The organism is Hafnia alvei, assembly GCF_034424155.1.
Lineage (GTDB): Bacteria > Pseudomonadota > Gammaproteobacteria > Enterobacterales > Enterobacteriaceae > Hafnia > Hafnia alvei.
Genome location: NZ_CP139992.1, coordinates 1842821 through 1856440, shown reverse-complemented (window position 1 = coordinate 1856440; position 13620 = coordinate 1842821). Strand labels below are relative to the sequence as shown.

Sequence of the window (13620 nt, the reverse complement as noted above, 5' to 3'; positions counted from 1 at the left end):
CTGTCATCATGCGCCGTATGGCGGTTGTGCGGTAATCAAATATTTCGAATGATGTATAGCGCAATGGAGGTTTCGCAGATAATAATCATTATCGACCAAAACGCTGCCATAAATTGAGATTTGTTTTTAAGAAAAGCATGAAAGGATTGCATAATCTGTTTGCCCATCAGGCATGACCACTAATGTGTATAACAATGCTACTCCCCAGAAAATATTTCTGCAAATTATCAATTTTTATTGATAATACAAAAATCCTCGCTGGCTAGTTTTATTCCCTTTTTCGTTAACGAATCTTTACTCCTTATTTTTCCGCTTTTGATACTCACCAGCATAAAATAAGAATACTTCTCATTTCCGCCAATTTATCCCTGAATAACAGCAAATTATGTTTTGTCACATAGTAGTGGTGATTTTTTATCACTTAGGCTACATTTGTAATATAAGCCTGAAATATAAGAATTATTGAAGTTTTTGCTTTCTTTGCGCATTTCACCAGTCGAAAATTAATTGCTGTTTAGCTGTCTACTTACCATGAGGGATGGACGATGAAGCTACGGTTTATTTTCGCAATCGCAGCTAGCGCTGGCTTATTTTCAGCACCGGCTATGGCAGTTACCACAACAGGTACCGTTGCCGTAACGTTAACACTTACCAACGGTTGTTTAGTGAACGGCTCACCTGCTCAAACAGGTGTTAACTTCGGCTCTTTGAACTTTGGAACATCTGTCGCTACCTTTGACACGTTGTCTGCCACATTTACCGGTGGAGGCACCGGCGGCAATACATTCAACGTGCAATGCACGGCAGGTGCCAGCTATACCGTCGCACTCACCAGCAGCCTTAACGCAGCCCCTACCACGGTCTATGGCACCGTAGGCACTCCTGGGCGATATTTGATCAGCCCAACCGCCACCACCCAAGGTATCGCCTATAGCGTTTATGGCACATCAGCCATGACCACGGCGTTAGCCAACGGCGCAGTATTAACCGCAGTAAGCACGAGTGGAAACACTAACAGCTATGCACTTTGGGGGAAAATCGTTGGGGTGGCGAACAGTACTAACGTATTAGCAGGTGCTTATGCCGACACTTTAAACATTACCATTACTTATTAATTTACCGTGAAAACGCGGGAGTGGTGCGCATTAAAGGTAGCGCTTCAGTCGCTTTTAGCGGTGGTTTTGCTGTGGGGGCTCATTGTGGGGAGCGCCAACGCCATCATCACCGCGCAGTTCAAAGCGCAGGCAACCATCGTGGCAGGATGCGCTGTTCTAGGCACAGGAAGCCTGTTTGGAACCCTGAGTTTCGGTACCTATCCCGGCACGGGTACCGGCGGTGTTAACGGTACTTTTGTCCAAAATACCTCGCTAACGCTGGCATGCACTCCCGGCGTAACGCTAAATATGGCGATTAATGGGGGCTCTAATTTCACAACGGTGCGCAATGTGATGCAAAGCGGAAATAGCCTGCAACTACCCTATCGTATTTATACCGATGCGGCGCATACCAATGAAATCATCGTGAACCAAAACGTTCCGCTCAATATTTCCAGCTCTAATAACAACATTATTTTGCCGATTTACGGCGTATTACAACTTAACGGCTTTAGCCCTTCAGGGAGCTACACCGATACATTAACGGTGACGCTCACTTGGTAAATCAAGGAGATAATAATGAGCAACCTGCATCGCTCCACACGTCATCTTTGCATTATTCTAGGTAGCACGTTATTAGGCGCCGTCGCGACAATAAATGCCAACGCTGCCACAAATATGCTGATCTGGCCGATCGATCCCGCCTTAGGTGCCAACGATAATGCCACTGAGCTATGGCTAGAAAATAAAGGCTCTACAGCCGCAACGATGCAAATTAGAGTTCTTGGCTGGAAACAGGTTGCTGGAGAAGAAAATTATCGGAGCCAACAAGACGTTGTTGCAAGCCCTCCCATTGTGAATATCGGGGCAGGAAAAAAACAATTAATCAGGCTAATCCGCCAATCCCCTACGCCTGCTGGGCAAGAACAAGCGTTCCGTATTTTGATAGATGAAGTTCCAGCAGCAGAACATTCCGCGGGGTCTCAGGCCGGCGTGTCACTTTTAATGCGCTATTCGCTGCCTTTATTTGTTTATGGCGACGGCGTTAATTTCCAGCGCAATGCGGCAGAACCGGTGCATCTTAGCCAAAGCCAACTTAGTTGGAAAATGACCACTAATAATGGCCATCCAGCCATTGAGGTCACCAACCGTGGTAACGTTCATGCACGCCTGAGCAAAGTATCGATTAACGGCAGAACGATAGCCGATGGGCTATTAGGTTACGTTCTCGCCGGATCCTATCGGACTTGGGCATTACCAACAGGTGTGACTCATGGCGAAACGCTAAAAGCTGAAGTGAATAGCGACAGCAAGATCTGGCAGTCAGGCCCAGCGCAATAGTCGCCCCAGCCCGTTAAGATACCGCCGTGAAAGCCATCAGGATTTGGCGCAGCCACGCTGTGCAGCTTATGGTCACATTAAGTTTGCCCGGTATCGCACTTGGCGAACCGGGCAACAGTGAGCTGCCACCGCCTCCCACCGCAAATATTGTCAATCAGGATCAACATTTTCGTTTAGCCTTGGTCATTAACCGTTTCGATACTGGCAAACTCATTCCAGTCATCCAACGCAACGGTCATTTTTACATCCAATCGTCGGAGCTCATTGGTCTTGGTTTGCCTGCGGATAAGTTTTCCTCGCCAGAAACAGATTTAACCGCTGATACAGAAATCGAAACGCACTATGACAGCGAAGGCCAGCGCCTACTGCTCGACATTCCGACGAGCTGGCTGCCTAATCAATCGATATTCACCGGTACCCCAAACCAACAAACCCAAGCCGTTGCCGGTCGCGGTGCGCTATTTAACTATGACGTATACACCAGCCATACTCAGGGCGAATCCACCCTTTCGTCAGCGTGGAACGAATTTCGTATTTTCACTCCTGAGGCAACGCTCTCTAGCACCGGCATATTGCGCAAAAGCTTTGGCGGTAACAGCGGCGACAACAACGATGGGTTTCGGCGTTACGACACTACGCTAAGCGGCGTGAACGAAGCGCACGCTTTCAGTTGGCAAGTGGGAGATTTAATCACCGGTGCACTTAGTTGGAGTGACAGTGTGCGTTTAGGCGGCGTTACAGTCGGTCGCGATTTCTCCGTACGCCCCGACATCATTACCTATCCGCTTCCCGCCTTTAATGGACAAACGGCAGTGCCGACCACCGCCGACCTCTTTATTAACGGCTACCAATCGGCCAGCACGAACCTTGAGCCGGGTCCGTTCACCCTCACCAACCTGCCGTATGTCAACGGCGCGGGAGAGGCAGTTTTAGTCACCACCGATGCGCTGGGACGTCGCGTCTCCACCACCCAGCCTTTTTATGTCGCCAGTACCTTACTGAAGCCCGGACTTTCAGACGCAACACTATCGCTTGGCGCAATACGCCGTGATTACGGCGAAAAAGATTTCTCCTATGGAAGCGCTGCCGCCAGCGGTTCCTATCGTTACGGAATCAACGATTACCTCACGCTGGAATCTCACGCCGAAGGCGCACCAGAGTTAGCACTCGGCGGGCTCGGTACTGTGATTAAACTGGGTTATTTTGGCGTACTCAATACCTCGGTAACCACCAGCACCCTGTATGGCAAAGGCGGAAATCAATATGACTGGGGATATCAATACAGCAATTCGCGTTTCAACGTTGGCACCCAGCACAGCCGCCGCGATAAAAATTTTGGTAACCTCGCGCTGTACGACGTACCACAGAGCAATTCCAACCAGTCCTCTTATTCACTAAGCAAAAGTAGCGACCAATACTCGGCGGCAGTTTCGCTAGACCAACTCGGCAGCTTTGGTCTGGCCTATTTCGATATCCAAAGCTTCGCGGGTGATCGTACCCGACTGCTCAACCTGTCGTGGAATAAAAGCCTGTGGGGCAACAGCACCGTTTACGTGTCAGCCAGCCGCGATCCTTCGCAGCAAGATTGGGCATTAGCGCTATCGATTCAAATTCCGTTCAACGCGTTCGATAACGTCAGTGTGACAACCCAGCGCAGTGCTACAGGCGAGAATCAACAAACCGTCAACTATGACCACGCAATGCCAAGCGACGGCGGGTTTAAGTGGAATCTGGCCTACGCCAATCAGTCACAACAAAGTAACTATCAGCAGGCCACGCTCGGCTGGCGTAATGAGCATATTCAGCTACAAGGCGGCGTTTACGGCCCATCTGACCGTTATACCCAGTGGGGAGAAATGATGGGAGCGTTGGTTTATATGGACAACACGCTGCTGACGGCTAATCAGATCAACGATTCCTTTGTGATCGTCAGTACCGATGGCTACCCCAATATTGGGGTTAATTTTGAAAACCAACCCAAAGGCACCACAAACCGTCAAGGATACATGCTGGTGCCGGGTGTCTCCTCGTTTTATCCGTCTAAATTCAGCATTGATACCCTAAGTTTGCCTGCTGATATTTACGCCGATACCACGGAACAACGTATTTCTGTGCGCCGCAACAGTGGTTATGTGGTGCATTTCCCAGTGCGCGAACGCCGTGCTGCCAGCGTGATCTTGCACGATCAAACCGGAGCCGCTATCCCTCTGTCGAGCACCGTATCGCAGCAGGGAAAAGCGGATGCCTACGTCGGCTGGGACGGATTGGCCTATTTGGAAAATTTAGAACATCAAAACACGCTGCACGTACGCACGCCCAATGGGCAAAACTGCATCGTCAATTTCAGCCTGCCTGAAAATCATTCACAAAAGTTAAGCACCTATGGTCCCTTTATCTGCCAACTGAGTGCTACTGCGGAGAACAACTAAGATGAGAGCTATTATTGCCGTCATTATTATTCTGCTCGGAGGGGGATTTCTCTCATTTTCAGCCAGCGCCGCGACCACCCACGACTGCACGCTGACGAAACCCATCATCGTCAACTATGGCACTGTCAGCTCTGTCGTCGTGAGCTCCACACCCCAGTCTCAAACATTCAATATCAAATAAGCTGCCCTATCGTGCTCGCCATTGCGGCCCCAGGCTCCATCGTCGTCGCTTATACCAGTGCTACGACAACCAGCGGCTCCCGCGCGATCCTAACCAGCAGCACGACGGATACAATCCCACTCAGATTGATGTGTATTACCCCAATTTGCACATCAGCCACCGAGATTAGCGTCAACGGTACGCAATCTATTCCTAGCTCAACGTTCTTGGGGTTATTAACTAATAAACAGTACTCATTACCCTTCACACTGAGCACTGTTGCCCAATCCGTGGCCGCGGGTTCCTATGCAACGAGTATCACGCTCACCGTCACTTGGGATATTTGTACCGCCGGAGCGTTGGTACTTTGCCTGAATAACGACACCGGTAGCGACACCTTAGTCATTCCAGTAACCCTAAATGTGACAAACGACTGCGCCACCATTACCGCGCCCGATATCAACTTCGGCAGTGCGCCAGTGGCAGGTAGCTTTAGCACTCAATCTGGGACTATCACCTTGGTTTGCACCAAGAGCGCAACCTATACCGTGGGGATCAGTGATGGGCAAAATGCCAGCGGTGGCGTACGCAACATGCTTAATGGCGCAGCAAATCTACTCAGCTACGATATCTATCAGTCAACCAGCAATAACCGCTGGGGATCGGTCGGCAGCCAGCGCTGGAGCAGCACTGCTGCCACCACCACCAGCCCTGACACCATGACGAAAACCTATAGCTATACGGCTAAAATATTTCCCACCCAGAACACGCCACCCGCAGGCGTTTACAACGATACGCTGGTCGTCGACGTCGCTTTTTAAGGCTTTCGTTTACTGTTCTAGAACCCAAACGCTGACGCTCCCCGCCGACACGGGGAACTCAGCGCTGGCATCATCGCCAGTGGTCACTACATCGCTATGATTACCGAGGAAATCATAGAACCGCCGCCCAGCCAAACCTTCTGCCAGCTGTACGTGCTTAGACGCCACATCACCGTTGGTCATGATCACCACGCAGCCCGATGCTTCCTCGGTACCATCACGCACAAAGGCCACACACTGTGGTGCATCAAAATAATCATGCTGTGCACCGTTGGCAAAACGCTGACGAGCCTCAATCAATTTTTCAAGCTCAGGAATAACGGGCATGATGATTTCATAGTCTTGGCCGTCATCACCTTTATCGGTATAGGTCGCACCAAACAGATCGGGATAGAAAACGCAGGGCACGCCCTGTTCGCGCAGCAGGATTAACGCGTAAGCCAATGGTTTAAACCACGGTTCCACCGGCGCTTCCAGCGACTGCAACGGCTGAGTATCATGGTTCGCCACCAGCGTGACCGTATTCTCAGGGGCACTTGCTACCAACGTGTCAGCAAACAGCGTCGAAAGATCGTAATCACTGCCCGATTTAGACGCATGATGAAATTTGGTATGCAGCACGGAATCAAACAGCATCAGTTTGTTTTCTGTTTCATGCAGATAGTTCTGTAACGCTGAAACCTCCGGCGACCAATATTCCGCCACGGTAAACAACTCACGGCCAGAATGCTCACGCAGATGATCTAGCCATTGGGAATAAAACCATGCGGGAATATGCTTCACCGCATCCAAGCGAAATCCATCGCAGGGCACGGAATCCAATAACCAACGCCCCCAGAATTTTAATTCCTCATTAACCGCCTCATTACGAAATTCAATATCGGCGCCCATCAGATAATCATAATTACCATTTTCTTTATCAACATCGTCGTTCCAGCCATCTTCGCCGAAATCATTCATGATTTTAAAAATGCCGTTTTCATTCGGTTCTTCAATGTAATCAACGCCGCTAAAGCAGCGATAATCCCAAACAAACTCAGAGTATTTCCCCTGCCGTCCCGGAAACACGAAGCGGGTGTAAGCTAATGCTTCAAAAGCGCTATCGTCGATATCATTGCGGTCGTGCTCTTCAACGCGGCGCACATGCACACGCTCTTTCTCATCCGCACCCAATTTGTGGTTTAGCACCGCGTCAAACAGCACCTGTAGCCCATGCGATTGCAAACACTGCGCCGCATGTTCTAATCCCGCTCTATCACCGTATTTGGTTGGCACGCTCCCTTTCTGGTCGAACTCCCCGAGATCGAAGAGATCGTAAGAGTCATACCCCACAGAGTAGCCGCCGCTGGCTCCTTTGTACGCGGGAGGAAGCCAAACGTGGCTTATTCCCAGCGTCGAGAGATACTCCGCCTTATCAGCCACTTCTGGCCACAATTTCCCGCCGTCGGGGTAATACCAGTGAAAGAACTGAAACAGTGTGGTTTTTGTCATCGTGAGTCATCCCTAAAAAAGGCCGAACTCTAAGCATGGATGAAAAATCAGCACACAACCAAAAATATTCAAAGAAAACGCATTTTAAATGCCTGATGGCGTGATGTTCTACCAACGTTATAAATGTATTAACAATGGAGTTAACTCATTAAATAAAAGAAACAGCCATTCATAATGAATATGAAAAAAATCATATGAATTATTAATTCAAATTAATTATAAAAACTACATTTAGTTTTTAGAGAAAATAACCAATATCCGCACAACTGCATAAAACAAAAATAAGAAAAGCCTTTAGTGTTCACTGACTAATGACTCCATTTCAATATGGGTAATGAAATCATCATCCATTATTATCAATTCAAGTAAACACATGAATAAAACAAATAAAAAAAATCATTCTATTATTCCTAACAAAAAACTATTACGCTCCAGTTTACTTATCGCGTTATCTTTCGCGATCGGCGGCTGTGCGATGATCCATTCAGACAAAACACCGCTACCGCAAACCGATCTTAGCCAAATACACATCAACGATGCCCCCGCAGGCGCACTCCGCGCATGGCCGGGAAACCACTGGTGGCAAAATTATCACAACCCTCAGCTCAACCAACTGGTTGAGCAAGCACTTGCCGATTCGCCTAGCCTTGCCGTGGTTCGCCAACGCGTTGAAATTGCTAAAGCGCAAACCGATCGGGCGCGCGCCGATGATTTACCTATCGTGAATTTCGGTGCCGACGTGGAGCGCCAAAAAATGTCGGCTGAAGGTGTGATGGGGCCGTTTGCGCTTGACGATCCCGCCGCAGGAACGACGGGGCCATGGTATACCAACGGCACTTTCGGTTTGCAGGCCAGCTACGATCTGGATTTATGGGGAAAAAACCGCGCGCAGGTAGAATCAGCGCTCGGCGTTTACAAAGCACGACAGGCGGAACTGGCTGAAAGTGAACTGCTGGTTTCCTCCGCCGTAACCCAAATCTATTGGGATATTCAAACCGTTAAGGCATTGCAGGACATCCTGATTGAGGTCAAAGCTCAAGAGGCGATCATTGCCGACACGGATCGCAAACTTTACAACGAAGGCATTATCTCTTCGCTCGAACAAACTGAAACGGAAACGCAATTCACCAAAATCGATGAGCAAATCGACGCATCGCGTGGCAATCTGCTCTTGTTACGGGCGAACTTACAGGCGCTTATCGGGCTGAAAACGCCGTTACCTGCGCTCAAAACGGTACCGTTACCCGACGTCATTAGCACCCTACCGCAAAATCTCAGCTATGAATTGCTGGCCCGCCGCCCCGATTTGCAAGCCGCACACTGGTATATCGACGCGTCATTGAGCCAAGTTGATGCCGCCAAAGCCGCGTTCTATCCGGAAATCAACCTAATGGGATTCTTGCAGAACGATGCGCTGCACCTTAGCGATCTGTTCCGTGGCTCCGCGCAGCAAATGGGCGGCATATTGGGCTTAACGCTACCTATTTTTGATGGTGGACGCCTTAACGCCAATCTCAGCATTGTACAAAGCAACAGCAACTTGAATATCGCCAGCTACAACAAAGCGGTAGTCAATGCCGTCACAGAAGTCACGAAAGGCATTACCCAGATCCAGACGATTTCGGATCAAAGCGCGCATCAAACCGAAGTGGTGGACGGCGATCAAAAAATCTGGTCGCTCACCCAAATGCGCTTCCAAGCAGGTTTAATCAGCGGCGTTAACGTGGCAAAAGCTAAGCTTCCTTTGTTAGCGGAACAATCCAAGCTGATCGAGCTGCACGGCCGTTGGATCGATGCCGATATCAACCTTACCAAATCACTCGGCGGTGGATACCGAGCGAGCGGAACATCGAGCAAGTCATAAGTCAATATGGGCGGCATGGTTTCTCTTGGCTGCCCATATTTCTCCTCGCACCTCTCCTGCATGTAACCAAGTTCACAAAATGATTCACAAAACGCCTACCTTTTTTTCTATAATTAACGAATATTTAGCCGATTAATGCTCAACCGAGATCTCTTTTACATGCTGAAAATGCTAAAAACCTACGCGCTGTTAGTTATGTTGCTAGCAACGCCGCTCATGAGCCATGCCGCAAGCAACAGCACGCAGCAGGTCACAGCGAGTACGCAAGTCGATAGCGGCGTGTTGCAGAAAAAACTCGACACCATCAAGCAGCAGGTCGCCAACGCCCAGCATGAAAAATTACTCGGCCAGCTCAACAGCGAGACGCTACAGCTGGCTGAGGAGGCCGATGCCAAGGCCGCCGCGCTCACGCCAGAAATCGCGCAGATACAGGCGCAGCTCGACGTACTCGGCCCCAAAGCCGCCGATGAAACTCCGGAAGTTACCCAGCAAAGAATTACGCTGAACCGCACCAAAACCCAGCTAGATAAACAAATTGAGCAAATTAATGCGGTAAAAACCAACGCGGCGAATCTCTCGACCCAAATTAATAACCTGCGCCGCTCAGCGTTAAAATCTCAAATTGCCCTTAACTCAGGCACCATTCTGGGACAAAGTTTTTGGTCGCCAGTACTCTATTCCCAGAATCACGATCTGGATAAATTCAACGATTTTAATCAACAACTCAGCGACGCGTGGGACAACGCCTGGCAACCCGGTTGGAAAGCCGGATCGGTGTTTTATCTCTTGCTCGCGCTAGCCTTTGGTGTCTTCAGCCATATCGTGCTAGATAAACCCGTCAGCGCCATGATGCAACGTTGGCTACCCGAAGGACGCCTACGCCGCAGCGTTCTCGCCTTCACCACCACCGTGCTCACCGCCGTCATGCTCGGCACTAGCGCCCATTTTCTGTGCTATCTCTTCATTCGCCTGCCCGACACCTCGCCGATGTTGGTCGAATTTGCGCAAACGCTGGGGCGGCTCACCGTGTTCTCCAGCCTGATTGCCGGACTGGGCAATGCATTACTTTCCAATCGCCATCCTTCTTGGCGACTGCCAAACATCTCCGATAACGCCGCCAAAGCCTTAGCGCCTTTCCCAACGCTGATTGCCACCGCCGTTTTCATTTTCAGCATTCTTGAGCAGCTCAATAATCTGGTCGGTGCCAGCATCGCCGCCACGGTTTTTTGCAGCGGATTATTGTCACTGCTGGTAGCGCTTATTGCGATTTTCATGGCGGTGCGCGTCACCCGACTGCGCCATGGGCGAAACACCAATAACGATCAGGTTAGCGCGCGCTCGGCGCTGGCTGGATTTATCCATCTGGCGATCAGTGCCACCTCGTTTGCCATTATTATCTCTCTGCTCACAGGCTACATTCTGCTGGCGCGTTTCCTCACCTATGAGCTGATCTGGGTATGGCTGGTTTTAGCCTGTTTATATCTACTGATACACCTGATGACCGACCTCTGCGAAAGCGTATTTACGCCCAGCAATCACTCAGGAAAAATACTCAAAAGCACGCTCAGCCTCAGCGACCGGCATCTCTCTTTGGCCGCGACGCTATTTGCCGCGGTGGGCAAAACTGTGTTGGTGCTGTTTGCGGTTATCGCGCTGCTGAGCGGAACCTATGGCTCAACCACCCCGCTCGCCCTGCTACAAAAAGTGATCGAAATCTGGCGCGGTAAAGGGTTAGGCGGCTTCACCATTATTCCTGCGCACGCCCTGAATGCCGTGCTGTGTTTGGTTATTGGCTGGTACATTCTGCGTACCGCTCGCCGTTGGCTGGATAACGACTTCCTGCCAAAAACCATGATGGATCGCGGCATGCGTGCCTCGTTGGTCACGTTGTTCACCAACGTCGGCTACGTGTTGATTATCTTACTCACGCTCTCCACCCTAGGCATTGAGTGGAACAAGCTGGCATGGATCGTCAGCGCCCTCTCGGTTGGGATCGGTTTTGGTCTGCAAGAGATTGTGAAAAACTTTATCTCCGGTTTGATTTTGCTGACCGAGCGTCCGGTCAAAGTTGGCGATTTAATCAGCATCAGCGGCGTTGAGGGCGATATTCGCCGCATCAACGTCCGTGCGACTGAAATCCAGCTCAGCGATCGTTCCACCGTGATTGTGCCCAATTCCCAGCTCATTTCGCAAAACGTCCGCAATGCCACCATGGGCAATGCGCAGGGCGTGGTGACGATTGCGCTCACCTTCCCATTGGATATCGATCCTGAGCAAACACGCGCTCTACTGCTCGACGCCTATCACCAGCATGTCGCCATACAGCCCGCTCCTGCACCGTCGGTGAGTTTCAAGGAGTTAGGGCCAAACGGTATTGTGCTCAGCGTCACGGGCTATGTGGCGAGTCCTCGCGTGGTAAGCGGTACGAAGAGTGATTTATTGTATGAGATTTTGAAAAGGCTAAGAGCGGCGGGCATCAGTCTGAGTCAAAGCCAAACGATGGTAATTGAAAGAGCGCCAGCGGCGCTCGCAGAAGAGTAAAACCACTGGCTACATCTGAAGACGTAGCCAGTTAAACTTATAACGACCTCGATTCCATCATCAGCAGCATATAACGACTTTGTAGCTGCTTAAAACGGCTGTCGATCTGCCGAACCAGCGCCGGAGATACTTTTCCGGCGTTCTGCTGTTCCGACAGTTGTCGCAGCAGTTCCTCCAGCGGCGGTGATTTCACCAGCGGCTGTTGAATGGCAAAAATAGACGATTTCAGCTCTGAAACCGTCATATATTTCCCGCGCTGCTCGTCCAATCCATTGAGCTTATTGGCGAGCAGTTGCAGACGGCTTTGCGCCATATGCCAATCGCCCAACGTATCGCTGGCCGCTGCCTGCGCATTCAAATTGAGCAACCAACCGGCGGCCAGCTGATCGACCGCTGGCGTCTGCGGCCACAGCGTTTGCGCCTGCTTAACCAGCTGAGAGGCGTAGTTCAGCGACCAAAGTGCGGGTAATCCATTGATAGTCTCCAACTGCTTTTGCGTAGCCGCCACCATCTCATTAGCTAACGAAGGCAGCTTGTCCGCTTTCTCGGTTCGCAGCGTATTCATCTGCTCCGACGACAACGGCTGCGGCAACGGTTCTACCGTGGCTAACAGAACATTGCGAACAGGCTCCTGATGCCACGTATTCCAACCCCACAGCCCTGCGCTGCCCACCAACGCCATGCAAATTAATCCCGCTGCAAAACCAGCCCAATGGCTTTTCTGAATGCCGGTAGCGGTGTTTTCCACCCGCATGATCACCGGCTTTGCTTCGGCTTGAACCACATACACCAGCGGTGAATCATCCTGCATTTCAGGCTCGGCTATCGACATCGACGGGCGAGCCGCCAGCGTGCTACCGCCCTGGATCGCATTATCGCCATCCAAACTTTCCAGCCGAAGCGCGGTGTTATGCATTAGATGATACAAACCATCGAGCTGGCTCAGATGCTTGAGCTCCAGACGCGCCAGCACTTCGCCCAAATGCTCCAGCAGCGTTTCGGTGCGATAAATAATCGGCAAGTCACCGTATTTAAACACATAGCCGCGCAGCAACTGCTGTAGGCGAGTGGCAAGCCAGCCAAGAATTTCCATACGCGCGTGCGTTTGCGCAGGCCAAAATACCGGCCACTGATGCGTCAGCAAACCATCGACGAGCACCAGCCCCTCTTCAATGCCCGCCAATCCGGCACGATGCGCGCGTGCCAGCGTGTAATACGCGGTAGTTTGCAGCTCAACCCCGTTTTGGCGAAAGAGCCCCAAACACAGCTGTTCCACTTTTTGCCAATCGACGTCAGGACGCGCGGGGTGCGTGAGTTTACTCAGCTCATCGCGCAGGGCGGTAAATTCGCTCAGCGTGCGCGGATCGCCGCCGGTACGTAAATGTTGTTCGGAGAAAGAAGCCATGCGTAGGTGAAGCTCCGTAAAAAGAAAGAAAAACTAAGCGGAAACAAACTGTTGCTGTTTAAGATGGCGTACCAACACTTTTCCCTCAGGCGCAAACTCCGTGCCGAAGCGCACTAGCCCCAGTTCTTTGAGCTGAGCCTCAAGGGTGTACTCCAGATGGCCGCTGCGCGTTTGGGGGAGCAACGTAATCGACAGGCTTTCAAGGCGTGGTTCATACTTCAATAACGTCGCCGACAACAGCGACAGCAGCCCATGCGCCGATCCCGGCATGCCTTGCAGGATTTGGCTCATATCTGGCAGACCATAGTCGGGCAGATGCGCCAAGGTGCCCGCGCGGCTATTCAGGATGCGTTGCATATTATCGAGCACCGATAAAATCACCTGTTCGCGCTCGCTCACCCGCTGCAAATCCAGCTCACCGCCAAAGTTCAGCGTCAGCATTTCATACAATGAAGGGTTTTGAGACGTCATGGT

10 protein-coding genes are annotated in these 13620 nt (G+C 50.8%); 7 read left to right on the top strand and 3 right to left on the bottom strand.

All coding sequences use genetic code 11. From position 1 onward, the window contains the following. Nucleotides 1-545 precede the first annotated feature (545 nt). From U0008_RS08620 to U0008_RS08600, 5 genes are all read left to right on the top strand, one after another. A complete protein-coding gene (locus tag U0008_RS08620; RefSeq protein ID WP_025801660.1) occupies nt 546-1115 on the top strand; it encodes a spore coat protein U domain-containing protein in 570 nt (189 codons plus the stop codon). 60 nt (nt 1116-1175) lie between these two features. Beyond that, the gene (locus U0008_RS08615; protein ID WP_043492692.1) at nt 1176-1658 is read left to right on the top strand and encodes a Csu type fimbrial protein; all 483 of its coding nucleotides are present in this window, start codon (nt 1176-1178) and stop codon (nt 1656-1658) included. Between the two features lie 15 nt (nt 1659-1673). Next, nucleotides 1674-2435: a fimbrial biogenesis chaperone gene (locus U0008_RS08610; RefSeq protein WP_051874119.1), complete on the top strand. Its 762-nt coding sequence runs from the start codon at nt 1674-1676 to the stop codon at nt 2433-2435. Between the two features lie 68 nt (nt 2436-2503). Next, nucleotides 2504-4864, top strand: coding sequence for a fimbria/pilus outer membrane usher protein (locus tag U0008_RS08605; protein WP_043492796.1), 2361 nt, complete (start codon nt 2504-2506; stop codon nt 4862-4864). A 192-nt stretch (nt 4865-5056) separates the two neighbouring features. Next, nucleotides 5057-5845 carry a Csu type fimbrial protein gene (locus tag U0008_RS08600; protein WP_227660072.1) on the top strand — a complete coding sequence of 263 codons (789 nt, stop codon included), beginning with the start codon at nt 5057-5059 and terminating at the stop codon, nt 5843-5845. Nucleotides 5846-5854: 9 nt separating this feature from the next. Here U0008_RS08600 and amyA read toward each other — a convergent pair whose 3' ends face one another. Beyond that, nucleotides 5855-7336 (bottom strand): alpha-amylase, encoded by a 1482-nt coding sequence (gene amyA / locus U0008_RS08595; protein WP_043492691.1) that lies wholly within the window; start codon nt 7334-7336, stop codon nt 5855-5857. Nucleotides 7337-7709: 373 nt separating this feature from the next. Between amyA and U0008_RS08590 the strand changes: the two genes are divergently transcribed. Then, nucleotides 7710-9200 (top strand): efflux transporter outer membrane subunit, encoded by a 1491-nt coding sequence (locus tag U0008_RS08590; RefSeq protein ID WP_051874116.1) that lies wholly within the window; start codon nt 7710-7712, stop codon nt 9198-9200. Between the two features lie 159 nt (nt 9201-9359). Continuing rightward, entirely contained in the window at nt 9360-11741 is a 2382-nt protein-coding gene (locus tag U0008_RS08585) for a DUF3772 domain-containing protein (RefSeq protein WP_043492689.1), read from the top strand. A gap of 37 nt (nt 11742-11778) precedes the next feature. Here the strand turns inward: U0008_RS08585 and U0008_RS08580 are convergent, their stop codons facing one another. Next, nucleotides 11779-13146, bottom strand: a complete 1368-nt coding sequence (locus tag U0008_RS08580; protein ID WP_043492685.1) for a VasL domain-containing protein — start codon at nt 13144-13146, stop codon at nt 11779-11781. A 33-nt stretch (nt 13147-13179) separates the two neighbouring features. Beyond that, nucleotides 13180-13617, bottom strand: coding sequence for a type VI secretion system baseplate subunit TssE (gene tssE, locus U0008_RS08575; RefSeq protein WP_043492680.1), 438 nt, complete (start codon nt 13615-13617; stop codon nt 13180-13182). Nucleotides 13618-13620: the final 3 nt, after the last annotated feature.

Bases quoted from the DNA above. Each gene is read 5' to 3' on its own strand.
- U0008_RS08610 (WP_051874119.1), top strand. From the start codon at position 1,674: ATGAGCAACCTGCATCGCTCCACACGTCATCTTTGCATTATTCTAGGT.
- U0008_RS08620 (WP_025801660.1), top strand. From the start codon at position 546: ATGAAGCTACGGTTTATTTTCGCAATCGCAGCTAGCGCTGGCTTATTT.
- U0008_RS08590 (WP_051874116.1), top strand. From the start codon at position 7,710: ATGAATAAAACAAATAAAAAAAATCATTCTATTATTCCTAACAAAAAA.
- U0008_RS08580 (WP_043492685.1), bottom strand. From the start codon at position 13,146: ATGGCTTCTTTCTCCGAACAACATTTACGTACCGGCGGCGATCCGCGC.
- U0008_RS08605 (WP_043492796.1), top strand. From the start codon at position 2,504: ATGGTCACATTAAGTTTGCCCGGTATCGCACTTGGCGAACCGGGCAAC.
- U0008_RS08585 (WP_043492689.1), top strand. From the start codon at position 9,360: ATGCTGAAAATGCTAAAAACCTACGCGCTGTTAGTTATGTTGCTAGCA.
- amyA (WP_043492691.1), bottom strand. From the start codon at position 7,336: ATGACAAAAACCACACTGTTTCAGTTCTTTCACTGGTATTACCCCGAC.
- tssE (WP_043492680.1), bottom strand. From the start codon at position 13,617: ATGACGTCTCAAAACCCTTCATTGTATGAAATGCTGACGCTGAACTTT.